A 16469-nucleotide genomic window follows, 5' to 3' on the forward strand; every position below is an offset into this window, starting at 1 on the left:
ATTACCCCTGTTTCACAGTCAAAAGACTTTCAATGTTATTCAACAATTCAGCCTCTTGGAATGGTTTACCCATGTAGTGGGTTACACCCAAACTAAATGCACGTTCACGATGCTTTTCGCCCGTACGTGATGTAATCATGATAATTGGCAATTGCTTATGAACTTCATGATGGCGAATCAAGTTCGTCACTTCAAATCCATCCATACGCGGCATTTCAATATCCAGTAACATTAAATCTGGTTTAACGTTTTCTAACTGCTCCATGGCATCGACACCATCTTTCGCAGTAACTACATCATAACCTTGTCGCTCTAACAAGCGCGAGGTCACTTTACGTACTGTAACTGAGTCATCCACTATCATAATTAAACGACGTGTATCACTGTAACGGTATTCACGTTGGTCATGACCATGTTTCACACGCTGTGTTGTTTGTATTTGACGGGCAATATTTTGACCATCCAAAATCAAACACACCTGACCATCACCCAGAATAGTTGCACCAGCAATCGCACCAATTGCAGCAAATTGCTGACCAATCGGTTTTACAACAATTTGCGCACGTGAGCCAACCAATTGATCAACCAATAAAGCAATAGTTTGACCGCTATTGCCTTTAATCAACAGTACAGGCAATGAATGAGCAATGCTACTTAAGCGTGGTAAAGGCTGATTAGAAACAAATTCCGAAAGATAACGTAACTTATAGCTTTGGTTATCAATCTTGAAATAATCTTCTTTACTATTAAAGTAAGTTTCCAAAGTTGTTGGTGCAATTCGAACGATACGCTCAATTTGTGCCAAAGGAATCGCAAATTGCTGATCGCCAGATTTCACCATTAAGGCATCACTTACAGCCACAGTCGTTGGAACACGGATACTAAAACTGGTTCCTTTTCCAAGTATTGAGTCTACAGCGACATGACCACCTAATGCCTTAATTGAACTTTGTACGACATCCAGCCCCACACCACGCCCAGAAATTTGGGTAATCTGCTGTGCTGTACTGAAACCTGGATGGAAAATAAACTGTAGAATCTCTTCTTTTTCAAGTGATTGTTCCGCTTTCATCAAACCTAAAGAAATGGCTTTTTCTTTAATTCGATTAACATCAATCCCTTTACCATCATCATGGAATTCGACCACAACATCCGTACCTTGACGACTAATATTGAGTTCAATTTTTCCAATTTCAGGCTTGTTCGCTAACTGACGCTGAGCAGGATCTTCAATACCGTGGTCGACGGCATTTCGTAACATATGCTCGAGTGGAGTCACTAAACGCTCAAGAATAGTACGATCCAGTTCCCCTTCAGTATTATTGACAATCAACTCAGCAGGTCGGTTTAGAGTTGAAGCCGTCTGGCGCACAATACGTTGTAAACGAGGTAATAAACGTGAGAATGGCACCAAGCGTGTTCGCATCAAGCCTTCTTGAATTTCGGCTTGAATACGAGATTGTTGTAATAACAGACCTTCTGTATCACGAATTTTTTCAGCCAATGTACTCTTGAAATCGACCAAGTCCGAAGCAGATTCCGCCAAGGATTTAGACAACTGATTTAACGATGAATATTGGTCCATTTCCAAAGGGTCAAAGTCAGCGTATCGACCCACTTCACTGCCATGTTTAGCAATAATTTGCGACTCTAACTCACCTTCCATTCGACGCAGCTGGTCTGCAAGACGCTTAATCGCCAATTCCATTTCATTCAGTGTATTGCCCAATTGACCAAGGTCCATTTCGATACGTGAACGGTTAATCGAATTTTCGCCTGACAAATCAATCATTTTCTCAATCAAATCGGCTGAAATTCGAATCATCTCATTCGATTGATCATTCGCTCCAAAGCTTTCCCACTCGCCCATCATTGCAGGTGGTTCTGCTCCATCTCCTTGAATAAATTCAAAGCTTGGTGCAGTAATTTGCATGTGGGCTGTTTGATTACGGCTTGGTAATTGAACAGTAACATCTGCATATTCAATCGCTTCCAAGCCCGCTTTTAAACTATCGAAATTACTATAATCATGATCAAAAATTGCATGTCTTAACCAAGTAATCGTGGTTTTCAATAAGGGATCATAAACATTGGAATTGAAATGATGAACTGCAAACTGTTCAAAGGCACTTTCTAAACGATAGGCAATCGCCCCTACAGGCTCAATTTCAACCATGCGTGCACCACCTTTGAGGCTATGCGCTGCACGTTGCAATTGAAGCAATAAACTACGGTCACTACGTTGTTCGGACCAAGCCTGCAACAGTTTTTCCATGGTATCGAAAATTTCTGCGGCTTCTTCGAAGAAGGTTTCTTCGACAATTGAGCGCACACTCTCATCAAGTATCAAAGATTCAGCTTGATGTGATGGCTCAACAGTGTTCGATTGTGAAACTGGTTCAACCCAATCTGCAGTTTCAGGTTCTTCTTCAAATGAACTGACTTCAGCATGTACAGGCTGTACCGCTGGTGGCTCAATGGTCGTAGCTTCATATGCCGCTACGTGTTCAACAGCAGGTAGCTTTTGTTCAGCAACTACTTCTGTATCTGTCGATACCACAGAACCTGCAACCAAAGCTTGAATATTATTTAAAATATCAATCGCTTCGGGAGCTGGGTAATCAACTTTTTCTTCTCGAATTGTTTGAATACGATCAGCAATATTGTCCTGAACCAGACGAACAATCTGAATTAAAGCCGGTGAGGCTTGGATTTGCTGATTAATAATACGCTCATAAATGGTTTCTAATTCATGCGCAATTAAACCAATGTGCGTGGCTTGAATCATATTTGCACCACCCTTCAGGGTATGCAAATAGCGCATTAAATTATTTAATGCCGTTGTATTGGATTGATCATTGCTCCATGTATGAACATCCTGATCAATCCCCATCAGCAACTCATCAGCTTCTTCGAGGAAAATATCTAGCAGATCTTCATCAAATTGTCGGTTGGCTTCCTCCGCATCAACCAGTTTTGCATCACTGTGCAAGCGTTTTGACAAAGTCGCAAAGTTAACGACAGCAACCTGATGACCAGATTCAACCGTTAAATCTGCTTCAAGCTCAGAAGTATTTTCTACAGATGAGTTTTCTTCAACTGGATCAAAAATTTCCAGATCTTGCTGCACAAATGCCGTTAAGTTCTGAAGCACTTCTTCTGCTTGTGTAGATAAACTTATACGCTGCCCCGCAGCTAAAGTATCAAACAGATAAATAAACTCTTGATGTGCTTGAGCAAATAGCTCATAGGCATAATCAATATTGAGTAATGTAGGTTTAGCGAGAAGTGTTTGATAACATTTATCTAAAGCCTGAATAAAATCATGAATCCCTTGTGATGCACGATTATTGGTATGCTCAGCGAGTAAATTTGCCTTTTGGCTTAATTGCTCTACATAAAGAGGAAATTCATTTTTAATCCGTTTTTCAAATTCGAGTTCCGCATCCAATAACAGGTCAATATCCAATTCAATTAATTGCGATACCAAACCTTGTGGATTTGCACTTGAGTCAAATTCTTCTTGATTAAAGCCGTAATTTTCCCATGCTTGATTAAAAGTTTGATCAATTTGACTTAAGTTTTCGACTTTACCCTGACGTAAAATATGCAAATAATCTCGCACAAATTCGGCATACTGAATGAGTAATGCAGTCTCATTTGAAGTTGAAACAATCTCTTCTTGTAACAACGTCTTAAATAAATTTTCAACTTTTGAACTGGCATCAAAAATTTGCTGGATGTGCGCCATAGACGAACTACCACGCAAAGTATGCAAGGCACGAATCAAGCCATTATAATCAGGCACTTCATCAGCATTTTGTTTCAAGAAGTGATCAATCGTTGCAAGATGTTCTTCTGCTTCTTCAATGAAGATTGATGTCGTTACTTCTTGCAAATCACTTGATTCAACTGTGGCTTCTTCTTCCACCAAGACATGATCTGCTTGAGTTGAGCTGAACTCTAGTCCAGTCAAATCATCTTGAGATCTGAGTTGATCTGCCAAAGATAATAATTCTTCGAGTGCAGGTTCAATCGATCGACCTTGTTGTAGTTCTTGCCCCAATAGCATCAAAGGTCTTAAATCAATTTCTATCGGTTTGACCGATTTAAACTGCGGATAAAGCTTAAACTGAAAAACACGATAAACCGTTTCTGCAAATTTTTGAATCTTCTGCTCTAAAGGGACAGAACCAAAAATGACACGATTCAAAGTATCTTCAACAGCCCAAGCCAATTCACCAGCAGACTTTGCCCCCACCATCCGCCCAGAACCTTTCAAAGTGTGGAAATGGCGTCGGATGATCGTTAACGTATCCTGATCAGAAGGATTGGCTAACCACTGCTCAAAAACAGTCTCTAATTCTTCAAAAATTTCTTCAATTTCTTCTACAAAGATCTCTAGAATCTCAGCATCTTGGTCAAGATAACTATCTTCTGGAAGCGTTGTCGTATCGACTAAATTTTTTAATATTTCTTTCATAGCTTTGGCTTCTTACGTTTCTCGCCACCATAAAAGGCGCTAAAACCTGAGTGTAATCATCACGCTGACTCCCTTCTAGAAGTTCAGCGCTTCGATGCTTAAAACTAGATCAGTATTCCGACCTGTGTCAGATCGGAATACCATTGAATAGCTAACTTATTCAGGTAGTTTGAAGTCCGTTACAGATTCACGTAATGATTCCGCCATATTGGCAAGTTCAGAAACCGAACGTGCTGTATCGAAGGTCGCTGTCGTAGTCTGTGAAGTAATCTCTTGTACAACGTTCATCGTTGTCGCAATATGACCTGCAGATGCCGATTGCAGTTTTGCTGCATCCGAAATGCTCGCAATCAGTTTTGCCAAGTTACCCGATACGTTTTGAATTTCATCCAGTGCAACCCCCGCATCTTTAGACAAGTTCGCACCACGGACAACTTCCGAAGTGGTTTGTTCCATGGAAATAACGGCTTCGTTGGTATCTGTTTGAATCGTTTTTACCAGCGTTTCAATCTGTTTGGTTGCAGAGGCAGAACGTTCCGCAAGACGCTGTACTTCATCGGCTACAACCGCGAAACCACGACCTGCCTCACCCGCCATAGATGCCTGAATCGCTGCGTTTAATGCCAAAATGTTCGTTTGGTCCGCAATATCGTTAATCAGGGCAACAATGTTACCAATCTCTTGAGACGACTCACCCAAACGCTTAATACGTTTTGATGTTTCTTGAATCTGCTCACGAATGATATCCATACCTTCGATTGAACGGTTTACAACTTCTGCACCATTGGTTGCAATCTGTACTGAACGTTCTGCTACCGTTGCCGATTCTGATGCGTTGGCAGATACTTGGTCAATCGACATTGCCATTTCGTTAATTGCCGCAGAGGCACCTGCAATTTCTTGCGCCTGATGCTCAGAAGCTTCTGCTAACTGGTTGGTAATGACCTGAGTATTTTGCGTATAGTGTGCAACCTCTGCTGAAGTTTCAGTAATACGCGAAACTAACTCACGTAATTGGTCGATCGCGAAGTTAATCGAGTCGGCAATTGCGCCTGTAAAGTCTTCAGATACCGTTGCATATGAACGTAAGTCACCATCTGCTAAGTCGGCAATTTCATCGAGTAAACGTAAAATCGCATTCTGGTTACGGTCATATTCTTCTTGTAAACGTGATACACGAACCTTATCCGCTTCACCACGGAGTGCCAGTAATTTAAATCCGCAGAATAAGAAACCAATCAGTGCCAGAATTAGGCCCAAGGCAGGAATTGCAATTAACCAACCTGTACCGCCAGATAACTTGTTTAAGTTAGTTAACAATGCATCTGACTGTTCAAAAATTGAAGAAGAAGCTTGACGTACTTTTACAATTTGCGTGGAGTTCTTTAAAACTGTTGCAGCTGCAGATTTTAATACTTCATCATATTCCGCTTTAATACCATCTAAAGATTCACGTAAAGCAGGTTCTGTAATCTGTTGCACACCCAGTTCTGCACTGCCGTTAATCTGTGCATTCAAATATGAACCAAACGTTTCAGTATCCGCACTAAAGTCATCAGCTGATGCACTTGAGTTAGTAGTACCTGTTAATACTGAGTTAATCGAACGTAAAATACGTTCAGCAATAAACACCTGGTTTTTCGCAATAACGACCTGACTACTTGGCATATTTTGACGTGCCATTTGGTCAACCATCAAGTTATATTCAGCCTGAATACCTGGAATACTTTCACTGATCGCAATGTTAGTGTCATATAACTGATTAATGATTTTTTGTTGTGACGCAATTAAATCAATATTTTCAGAAACTTTTTTCCATTGTGCATCCACTTCACGTAGTGCTGGAGTACTCGCTTGAATATCATTCACGGTTTCAAGGTTTTCAGCGAAAGCCTTTTGCGAATCTGTCAACTTTTTAATCGCTTCTGGTGTACCTGAAGCAGTCGCCTCTGTCGCTTGACGCGAAATCGTTTGCGATAAAAGACGTAAATCACCCAAACTACGGGTAAATTCGTTATTACGCGGTACGCTATAGAATAGATATAACAGAAGGAATAGGGCCAAGACGATACAAAACGCTGCACCCAAAATTAATGGTTTGGACTTTTCACTGTCACCGAATACACGTGAAAACTGTTCCGTCTGTGATTGAAATTTTGCTACTAAAGCATTACCACCCGCACGGTTGGTACTTTCACCTGCATTTTTCTTTTTTAGTTTAAAGCCCATGCAGCTTCTCTCCGAATTTTGCCTTCATTCTTAATGAGTGGGACTAATTTAATTTATAAGTTTTATAGATGCGTTCATATATTTTGGATTTTGCAATAAACGACTAAATAAGAAAACATGCCATTGTTGGTTATGTTGATGAAAATACCCTTGGCAATATTCTTGTAAATTACTATCTAAATCTTTGTGTTTAGAAAAGAAACTTTTCTTATTAAAGTGTTGAATGCCCAAAACCTGATCGACGACTAATCCGACATAATGATCATGATGACTGATACATAAGACTTTTTGTGTCGGTGAATATTGGCTTCGATGTCCAGAAATATAGTGTGGCAAATCTGCAACAGAAAGTAATCGTCCACGAATATTCGCAAGTCCCATCACCCAAGACTGAGTATTTGGAACAGGCGTATATTTGGGTGGATAAATAACTTCCGAAACCTCACCTAGAGGGGCAACGAAATATTGCCCCATCATTTCAAATGCAATCCCTGACCATCGGTTTACTTCATTCTCAGTCGAAACGTAGTTTTTATTGCCACGTTTCGCCAAGCGAAGTAATTCGATAAATCCGTTCGCTGCCATAGTTTATCCTGCGTTGAGGTGCTGCTTAATGGTATCGATCAATTGCTGTTCATCAATTGGCTTGGTTAAGTAATCACATGCCCCCTGACGTTTACCCCAAACACGGTCAGTTGCCTGATCTTTAGTACTCACAATCACAACTGGAATGTGCTTGGTCGTATCGCCACGCGCAATTTGACGCGTTGCCTGAAAACCATTCACACCAGGCATCACCACATCCATAAGCACCAAATCAGGTAGCTCTGCTTGTGCCATTGTTACCCCATCTGCACCATTTGAAGCTTCAATGACTTCAAATCCGTGCTTGCCTAATATCTCTCTGAAACGGAATGTTTCTGTAGGCGAATCATCTACAATCAAAATACGAGCCATGCTCTTCCCCAATACAAAACTTATGCTGTTACGTGATTACGAATTGCGTTTAAAAGTTCATCTTTACTGAATGGTTTTGTTAAATATTCATCAGAACCAACAACACGTCCTTTAGCCTGATCAAATAAGCCATCTTTACTCGATAGCATAATGACAGGAATATTTTGATAATTTTGTGAGTTTTTAATCAGTGCACAAGTTTGATAGCCGTCTAGACGTGGCATCATGATATCGACAAAAACAATATCTGGATTTGCTTCGGCAATTTTTGATAACGCTTCAAAGCCATCTACTGCGGTGACCACATCACAACCTTCACGTTGTAATAATGTTTCGGCTGTACGACGAATGGTTTTTGAATCATCAATTACCATGACTTTTAGATTTTGAAATTTATCGTCCATTTAATGACCCGTCCCATTTTTAGAATGTACATACATTTGGTATATAAAGTTTTATTACAAGTTGCTAACATTTTTAACATATATTTACTTGTATTTTCAATGAACAGTTTCAAACTAATTCGACACTTTCGTCCAATTTCACCAACAATTTCACATTTTAATTCATCCCAATATTTTTTTTGATGAATAGAGGTTTTTTCTTCGCTAGATTAGTTCTAATATAACTTTATTATTACTTAAAAATAAGTAATTTAGTCAACTTTAACTTTTGTGGGGGGTTCAATGAAAAGTCAGTTTAGTCGAAAACTTGCTTTCATTGCAGAAAAGGGAATCGCATTTAAACTATTGCTGATTAGCCTGTTGCTCCTCCAATCAGCATTTACTTTTGCTGAAGATGTAAAGGCTGTTTGGTATCGTTACTATGATAGCAAAGGTGTGGCGAATATTAGTACCAACGTCACCCCCAATCATATTCGTTATGGTTATGAAGCACTTGACCGCAATATGCAGGTGATTAAACGCAATCGTCCCTACAATGCGGAAAGCGAACAGAAAAAAGCACCTCAACGTGCTGCTCAGGCAAAACAACGTGAAGCTGATTTGCGTTTAAAACGCGCTTATACCAACAGCCAAGTTGCAACTCAAAAACGTGATGATGCCTTAGCCTATCTCAAAAAGCAGATCAGCTTTCAACAAGACCAGCTTAGACAATTACAAAGCGATCATATTTTATTTAAACGACAAGAAATGGAATATTTGCGTAAAGGCGATCCCATCCCTGCAATTCTGAAAAGTAACCTCACCAATAATTCGACCAATATCCGCAGTAAAAAAGAGCAAATTCAGGCGTTGCAAACCAATTATCGCAATACGCAGGCTGAATACGCGAATATCATTGCGCGTTTAAAAGCCATGGAAAACTAATCCTGCAACAGTAAGGACATTTAGATGCAGCATGCACCCCGATTATCTCAGTCATCAGCCCTCACTATTTGCATTTGTCTTTTACTCGCTGCATGTCAAAAACAACCTGAAACACCCTCCCCCATTGAAAATAAGAAGATTGAGCTGATTCAGCAAGATTTAGTTGCGCTTAATTTTGGTCAATCTGTAGATAAAACTGCATTTACAGGCAGTATTCGTGCTGTGAATCAAAGCAGTCTGCAATCTCAAGTGACTGCAACGGCAACTTCAGTCCGTGCTAATGTCGGTGATGCTGTAGAGCAGGGACAGATCTTAATTCAGCTTAATAATCAAGATAATGAAGCTCGTTTAGCTCAAGCGAAAGCCAATTTAGCTGCGACTAAAGCGCAAGCCAACCTCGCTCAGAACATGATGAAACGTAAGCAACGGTTACTTGATCAGGGTTTTATCTCTAGAGTTGAATTTGAACAAAGTCAGGTGGACTATCAGGCGCAATTAGAAAATGTCAACGCGCAGCAAGCGACTGTCGATATTGCACTCAAGGCTAAACAAGATGGAACTTTACGTAGCCCAATAACAGGCGTTGTGACCAAACGTCAGGTTGAACCCGGCCAAACAGTTACAGCGGGTCAAACCTTATTTGAAATCGTTGATCCAACACAGTTAGAACTTCAAGCACGTTTACCAAGTGATCAACGTAATGCTTTAAAAGCAGGACAAAAAATTGAATATCGCATACAAGGAAGTCCAGAACCACTCACTGCAACACTGAGTCGCTTTTCACCGCTTGCTGATTTAAATAGCCGTCAAATTGAATTTTATGCCACGCCAAACTCAGCACTCAACCCATTGAGCATAGGCGCCTTTGTCGAAGGCAACATTCTGGCAACCCCCTCAGCATCTGGACAATTAATTCCCTTAGATACGATTCAGAACATCGAACAAAAGCCTTATGTCTGGGTGATTCGTCAGCAAAAAATTGAACGCATTCCTATACAAATACTTGAACAGCGCTATAGCGAAAATATTGCGGTCGTCTCTGGACTTGCAAATGGCGATCAAATTAGCCGCGTGAAGTTCAATGATAACGATCTGCATAAAACCGTTACGATTCAGCAAAGCAAATGAGTTTAGGGTCTTAAAATGTGGTTAACCCGTATCAGCGTAAAATATCCTGTCTTTACCATCATGATGATGTTGTCGTTGATGGTGCTCGGCTTAGCTTCTTGGCAACGCATGAGCGTGGAGGAATTTCCTGATGTCGACTTTCCATTTGTTGTTGTGCATACCACTTATCCGGGTGCTTCGCCTGAAACGATTGAATCTGAAATTACCAAAAAAATGGAAGATCGGATCAATACCATTTCAGGGCTCAAGCAGGTCATTTCACAGTCCAGTGAAGGGCTTTCCACCATCATTGTTGAGTTTAACTTAGATGTTCCCTCTGCTGTCGCTGCTCAAGATATTCGTGACAAAATTGCGCCTGTTACTGCCGAATTTCGAGATGAAATCCAAGACCCTGTGGTCGAACGCTATGACCCGACTGCCAGTGCAATTATGTCAATTGTATTTGAGTCCAATACCCAATCCTTACGTGAGCTCAGTACCTATATCGACCAGCGGATTGTGCCAGAATTACAAACGGTATCTGGCGTGGGTGCGGTTAACTTATTAGGCGATAGCCAGCGTCAAATCCGAATTGTGATCGATCCTTATAAATTACAAAGCTACGGCATTGGCATCGACCAAGTCATCAACACTCTAAAAAGTGAAAATATTGAAGTTCCAGGCGGCACCCTCAAACAAGCCAATTCCGAACTTGTGGTCGAAATTAAATCCAAAGTGATTCATCCCTACGCTTTTGGGGATTTAATCGTTGCCACCAAAAATGGCAGTCCGATTTTTTTAAAACAAGTTGCGACGGTTGAAGACAGTCAGGCAGAACTTGACTCTAGCGCGTTTTTAAATGGTAACCCTGCTGTCGCGGTAGATGTATTGCGTAACTCCGATTCAAATATTATTCAAGTGGTGGATGGCACTCGTAAAGCTTTAGCCAAAATTGAAAAACAACTTCCCAAAGGCGTCAGTGTCAAAGTCGTGGTCGACAGCTCCCAAGGCATTCGTGGTAGCATTCAAGATGTCACGCGAACTATCCTTGAAGGCGCAATACTCGCGGTTTTGATTGTATTACTTTTCCTTGGTTCCTTCCGCTCCACCATTATTACAGGTATGACCCTGCCCATCTCTTTATTGGGCACTTTAGCCATGATTTGGGCTTTTGGCTTTAGTATTAATATGATGACGCTCTTAGCCTTGTCGCTCAGCATTGGCTTACTGATTGATGATGCGATTGTGGTTAGGGAAAATATTGTCCGCCATGCCGATATGGGTAAAGACCATGTGAGTGCCGCGTTAGATGGAACCAAAGAAATTGGCTTAGCAGTCTTAGCCACCACCTTAACCATTGTGGCGGTATTTTTACCTGTTGCCTTTATGGGCGGTATTATCGGTCGTTTCTTTTACCAATTTGGGGTAACGGTCAGTACCGCAGTACTAATTTCCATGTTTGTCAGTTTCACCCTTGACCCGATGCTTTCTGCGCATTGGACAGATTCAGGCAAAAAATCTAAAAAGCCAAACCTATTAAGCCGTTTCTTCGATGCCATTGCACATCTGCTAGACCGTATTACCCATGTGTATGAATACTTACTAAAGTTAGCATTACGCTTTCGCTTGATAACGCTCATGATTGCGATAGCCTCTCTTTTTGGTGCATTGGCTTTATCTAAAATGATTGGTACCGAATTTGTACCTACGCCAGATAAAGCACAGATTCGAATTAAATTTGAAACGCCAGTCAATGCATCTTTGGAATATTCACAAGCCAAACTGTTACAAGTGGAGCAAATTCTAAGACAAAATCCTGAGGTCTTGGGCACTTATGGCGTGATTAACGGCGTTACAGATCGCGGGAAAAACCATGTCAGCCTGCGTGTGACGGTAACTACACGCCAACAACGCGATAAGACACTGATTCAACTCAACAATGAATTTCGTGATCGTCTTAAAAGTATTGCAGGAATTAGTGTCACTTCGGTTGCCTCCGCCGATGAAAATGTTTCTGGTGGGCAAAAACCGATCATGATTTCGATTAAAGGACCTGACTTAAATCAACTTCAAAAGATCTCAGACCAATTCATGCAAGAGGTTGCTCAGGTTAGAGGCGTTGTCGACTTAGAAAGTTCACTCAAAGAACCTAAAGCCAACTTGGCAGTCCATATTAATCGGGTTTTGGCCAATGATTTAGGCCTATCGGTCAGTCAAATTGCCAATGTTGTACGCCCCTTAATTGCGGGTGATGATGTCACCTCGTGGCAAGATGACAAAGGTGAAACTTACGATGTCAATGTTCGACTAGCCGAAAGCCAGCGTAGCCTACCGAGTGATTTAGCCAATTTATACATTAGCTCTGCAAAACAAGATCAGTCTGGGCAAAATATTTTGGTGCCACTGAGCAGTATTGCCAGCCTAGAACAAAGTTTAGGTGCTTCTCAAATTAATCGTCGTGATTTGGCACGAGAAGTCTTGGTTGAAGCCAATACGGCTGGACGCCCTGCAGGTGATATTGGGGCCGATATACAAAAAATTCAGGATAATTTTAAACTGCCTGCGGGTTATAGCTTTGATACCCAAGGGGCAAATGCGGATATGGCTGAATCGGCAGGATATGCACTCACGGCAATTACCTTGTCGATTGTGTTTATTTATATTGTTTTAGGTTCGCAGTTTAATAGCTTTATTCACCCTGCTGCCATTATGGCCTCACTCCCACTATCGCTGATTGGGGTATTTTTAGCCCTATTCTTATTCAATTCGACCATGAACCTTTTCTCGATTATTGGCATCATTATGCTGATGGGACTGGTCACCAAAAATGCCATCTTACTGATCGACTTTATTAAAAAGGCCATGGAATCTGGCAGCAGCCGTTATGATGCGATTTTACAAGCAGGTAAAACCCGTTTGCGACCAATTTTAATGACCACCAGCGCGATGGTCATGGGTATGATTCCGCTGGCACTCGGACTTGGTGAAGGTGGAGAACAAAGTGCCCCTATGGCACATGCCGTGATTGGCGGGGTCATTACCTCTACCCTACTCACCTTGGTGGTGGTTCCTGTGATCTTTACTTACTTAGATGACTTTAAGAATTTTCTACTTCGTCTCAAACAGAAAATCATGGCATAATCCATGGCAGTTCAATGGACAGTCAGCATCGAGTGGCTGTTTCATTTTAGATTGGATTATCCTTCACGATTAATATTAGGACAGTATTCATGCGCGCGAGTCGCTTTTTATTTGCAACGTTAAGAGAAACCCCAAACGATGCTGAAGTTATTTCACATCAACTTATGCTCCGTGCGGGCATGATTCGTAAATTGGCTTCAGGTTTATACACTTGGCTGCCGATGGGCGTACGTGTGCTAAATAAAGTTGAAGCGATTGTGCGTGAAGAAATGAACCGTTCAGGTTCGCTTGAAGTATTCATGCCTGTGGCGCAACCTGCCAGCCTTTGGGAAGAGTCGGGTCGTTATGTACAGTACGGTCCTGAATTGTTACGCTTCAAAGATCGTCATGATAATCCATTCGTTTTGGGTCCGACCCACGAAGAAGTGATTACTGATTTAGCGCGTAATGAATTAAAAAGTTATAAGCAATTACCAATTAATTTCTACCAAATTCAAACCAAATTCCGTGACGAAATTCGCCCACGCTTTGGTGTAATGCGTTCACGCGAATTCATTATGAAAGATGCTTATTCTTTCCATGCAGATCAAGCATCTTTACAAGAAACTTATGATTTGATGTATCAAACCTATTGCAACATTTTCACCCGTTTAGGTTTAGATTTCCGTCCAGTACAAGCGGATACAGGTTCAATTGGTGGTTCAGGTTCACATGAATTCCATGTTTTGGCTTCAAGTGGTGAAGATGATATCGCTTTCTCGACCGAATCAGACTATGCAGCCAACATTGAAATGGCTGAAGCAGTATTGGTCGGTGAGCGTGCTGCTCCAACCCAAGCTTTGGAAGTTGTCGATACACCAAATCAAAAAACCATTGCTGATGTCTCTGCATTCTTGAATTCTGATCCTGCACACTCTGTTAAAGCATTGTTGGTACAAGGTGTAGCTGATGAAAATGGGCAAACACCTGTTATCGCACTCTTCTTACGTGGCGATCATGAGTTGAATGAAATTAAAGCTGAGAAGCACCCATTGATTGCATCACCATTAACGTTTGCAACAGAAGAACAGCTTGCAGCGCTTGGTTTAACTGCTGGTTTCTGTGGACCACAAGGTTTAGTTGAAAAAGGTTTAACAGTCATTGTAGATCGTGCTGCATCGGTACTGTCAGACTTTGTGGCGGGTGCCAATGAAGCAGACAAACATGCAACAGGTGTAAACTGGGAACGCGATGCTCAATTCACCGAAGTTTACGACTTACGTAATGTAGTTGAAGGCGATCCATCTCCAGATGGTAAAGGTACGCTGCAAATTAAACGCGGAATTGAAGTGGGTCATATTTTCCAATTGGGTCAAAAATACTCAGAAGCTTTAGGCTGTAAAGTATTGGGGGAAGATGGCAAACCATTTACTGTGACGATGGGTTGTTATGGCATTGGGGTTACACGTGTCGTCGCTTCAGCAATCGAGCAGAATTTCGATGAGAAAGGCATCATTTGGCCATCTGCAATTGCCCCGTTTGAAGTTGCAATTGTACCGATGAATGCGCACAAATCTCCACGTACTTTAGAGGCTGCTGAAGCTTTATATGCGGAGTTAACTGCTGCGGGTTATGATGTATTACTCGATGATCGTAACGAACGTCCTGGCGTGAAATTTTCCGATCTTGAGTTAACGGGTATTCCACACCGTATCGTGATTGGTGAGAAAGGTCTGGATGCAGGTACGTTTGAATATAAAGGCCGTACCGATGCTGAATCTGTGAACATTTCTAAAGATGAATTATTAGCAAAAATTGCCAAGTAATTTTTTTACTTAGCATAAAAAATCCCGCAACTTGCGGGATTTTTTTTATTAAAACTGAATTAACAAAACTTCATCCCACCAAAACAGTTGGATCGGAAATTCTGCCCTTGCAAGGTTAAGTTGGTCAGTGGGAAATCCAAAGTCGTGCTATTCATAGGTACATTACCCACGACTAAAGCAGACCCTCCCACACATCCTGTTAAGAGGTTTCCACAATTTCGTGGATGCTCGGTTAAGTCTTTATTAATCCCAGCAATGGTTTGCTTTAATACTTCATTGGTAATCGCGACTTGCGTGGTTGGACTTAAACTTCCCAATTCCACTTCATCTTCCATCGACAACCACCAACCTTGATTGGCTGCAACAGCGGCACCCGGCCATAAGATCTTTTGTGATTGCAATGATAAGGATGCAGGGTTATTTAAGTATAACGCATGAATTAAACCCAAATTCTGATTGACCGTAATGTCGGTTTTCAAACCTGTAATATTGCCTGTTACCTGCTTATCCAAATTCAAAAAACCAGCCACTGTCGCCTTTAATTGTCCACTAAAGTCAATCTGCCCTACAGTCCCACTGCCTTTTAACACCACATCTTTGAGTCTCGTTCCCGACACAATGGTTGAATTAATGGTAAAAGGGGCAGAAGTTGAAGAAAGGCTTAAATTATAATTATTCGAGGTATAAGAAATATCATAACAAGGATCTAAAAAACCATCGACACAGGTTGTTCCAGAACTACTTCCCAATAATCGGCCTTGCACAATACCATTAATCGTTAACCCTGTATCTGCATACGTCATATTACGTGCCTGAGTTACGGCTGTACCTGATGCAGTTTTAGTTTTCATATAACCACTAAACGAGTTAATCCCATTCGGTGTTGCAGTGTTTTCTGTACCCAAAGTCATCAGTCCTGAAATTTTCTCAGCACTGACTCGAAATCCCACCACTTCACGCGTCGCTGCTGAACTTGGATTTTTAATCGCAAATTGTAAAAATGGATTGGTAATTTTAGCCGAGGTTGCTGCACGCTCATCAGACGTATAGTTGGAATTTGCAGGTAGTCCACTTAAAGAAATATTATCAATATCAATGTCACAACTACTGGCGCGCACGCTATTGTTGACCCCACCACAACCCAATGCCAGTTTATTAATATTGGCATTCAACTCCATAACCGCTTCTAAACCCAACTTATAAAACCCGATATTGGATTGATTATAAGTGTCCCCTTTTTGGTCGGTTTGTGTCGTGCCCTGTAAATACTGCAAGGTTAATAAAGCTTGACCCGATACATCCGATAACTCCTGATCAGATAGGCTTTGCAAGCTTTTTGCCATGACAGGTGTAACAGCGGTAGCCAGTAAAATGCTTAATAATAATTTCGTCTTCATGACCACTTAAATTCCTTTCATT

At 41.3% G+C, this 16469-nt stretch carries 10 protein-coding genes; 4 read left to right on the forward strand and 6 right to left on the reverse strand.

All coding sequences use genetic code 11. From position 1 onward, the window contains the following. Position 1 precedes the first annotated feature (1 nt). The 5 genes from E0H87_RS03665 to pilG form a co-directional block, all read right to left on the reverse strand. Positions 2-4483 carry an Hpt domain-containing protein gene (locus E0H87_RS03665; RefSeq protein WP_131322354.1) on the reverse strand — a complete coding sequence of 1494 codons (4482 nt, stop codon included), beginning with the start codon at positions 4481-4483 and terminating at the stop codon, positions 2-4. A 156-nt stretch (positions 4484-4639) separates the two neighbouring features. Continuing rightward, entirely contained in the window at positions 4640-6712 is a 2073-nt protein-coding gene (locus tag E0H87_RS03670) for a methyl-accepting chemotaxis protein (protein WP_131322355.1), read from the reverse strand. Between the two features lie 48 nt (positions 6713-6760). After that, positions 6761-7297, reverse strand: a complete 537-nt coding sequence (locus E0H87_RS03675) for a chemotaxis protein CheW (protein ID WP_116760302.1) — start codon at positions 7295-7297, stop codon at positions 6761-6763. Between the two features lie 3 nt (positions 7298-7300). Beyond that, positions 7301-7669 (reverse strand): response regulator, encoded by a 369-nt coding sequence (locus tag E0H87_RS03680; protein WP_131322356.1) that lies wholly within the window; start codon positions 7667-7669, stop codon positions 7301-7303. A gap of 20 nt (positions 7670-7689) precedes the next feature. After that, positions 7690-8073 (reverse strand): twitching motility response regulator PilG, encoded by a 384-nt coding sequence (gene pilG, locus E0H87_RS03685; RefSeq protein ID WP_116760298.1) that lies wholly within the window; start codon positions 8071-8073, stop codon positions 7690-7692. Positions 8074-8355: 282 nt separating this feature from the next. On the opposite strand from pilG, the gene E0H87_RS03690 reads away from it, so the two are divergent. From E0H87_RS03690 to E0H87_RS03705, 4 genes are all read left to right on the forward strand, one after another. Beyond that, positions 8356-8997, forward strand: coding sequence for a hypothetical protein (locus E0H87_RS03690; RefSeq protein ID WP_131322357.1), 642 nt, complete (start codon positions 8356-8358; stop codon positions 8995-8997). Between the two features lie 24 nt (positions 8998-9021). Further along, positions 9022-10125: an efflux RND transporter periplasmic adaptor subunit gene (locus tag E0H87_RS03695; RefSeq protein WP_131322358.1), complete on the forward strand. Its 1104-nt coding sequence runs from the start codon at positions 9022-9024 to the stop codon at positions 10123-10125. Positions 10126-10140: 15 nt separating this feature from the next. Further along, positions 10141-13245, forward strand: coding sequence for an efflux RND transporter permease subunit (locus E0H87_RS03700; protein WP_131322359.1), 3105 nt, complete (start codon positions 10141-10143; stop codon positions 13243-13245). A gap of 89 nt (positions 13246-13334) precedes the next feature. Further along, positions 13335-15050: a proline--tRNA ligase gene (locus tag E0H87_RS03705; protein WP_131322360.1), complete on the forward strand. Its 1716-nt coding sequence runs from the start codon at positions 13335-13337 to the stop codon at positions 15048-15050. A gap of 59 nt (positions 15051-15109) precedes the next feature. Here E0H87_RS03705 and E0H87_RS03710 read toward each other — a convergent pair whose 3' ends face one another. Beyond that, entirely contained in the window at positions 15110-16447 is a 1338-nt protein-coding gene (locus E0H87_RS03710) for a hypothetical protein (RefSeq protein ID WP_131322361.1), read from the reverse strand. Positions 16448-16469 lie beyond the last annotated feature (22 nt).

This window comes from Acinetobacter sp. ANC 4178, from assembly GCF_004331175.1.
Classification (GTDB): Bacteria; Pseudomonadota; Gammaproteobacteria; order Pseudomonadales; family Moraxellaceae; genus Acinetobacter.

What these genes read in the sequence shown, in the direction of transcription:
- E0H87_RS03675 (WP_116760302.1), bottom strand. Translation starts at nt 7,297, where the DNA reads ATGGCAGCGAACGGATTTATCGAATTACTTCGCTTGGCGAAACGTGGC.
- E0H87_RS03700 (WP_131322359.1), top strand. Translation starts at nt 10,141, where the DNA reads ATGTGGTTAACCCGTATCAGCGTAAAATATCCTGTCTTTACCATCATG.
- E0H87_RS03710 (WP_131322361.1), bottom strand. Translation starts at nt 16,447, where the DNA reads ATGAAGACGAAATTATTATTAAGCATTTTACTGGCTACCGCTGTTACA.
- E0H87_RS03695 (WP_131322358.1), top strand. Translation starts at nt 9,022, where the DNA reads ATGCAGCATGCACCCCGATTATCTCAGTCATCAGCCCTCACTATTTGC.
- E0H87_RS03690 (WP_131322357.1), top strand. Translation starts at nt 8,356, where the DNA reads ATGAAAAGTCAGTTTAGTCGAAAACTTGCTTTCATTGCAGAAAAGGGA.
- E0H87_RS03665 (WP_131322354.1), bottom strand. Translation starts at nt 4,483, where the DNA reads ATGAAAGAAATATTAAAAAATTTAGTCGATACGACAACGCTTCCAGAA.
- E0H87_RS03680 (WP_131322356.1), bottom strand. Translation starts at nt 7,669, where the DNA reads ATGGCTCGTATTTTGATTGTAGATGATTCGCCTACAGAAACATTCCGT.
- pilG (WP_116760298.1), bottom strand. Translation starts at nt 8,073, where the DNA reads ATGGACGATAAATTTCAAAATCTAAAAGTCATGGTAATTGATGATTCA.
- E0H87_RS03670 (WP_131322355.1), bottom strand. Translation starts at nt 6,712, where the DNA reads ATGGGCTTTAAACTAAAAAAGAAAAATGCAGGTGAAAGTACCAACCGT.
- E0H87_RS03705 (WP_131322360.1), top strand. Translation starts at nt 13,335, where the DNA reads ATGCGCGCGAGTCGCTTTTTATTTGCAACGTTAAGAGAAACCCCAAAC.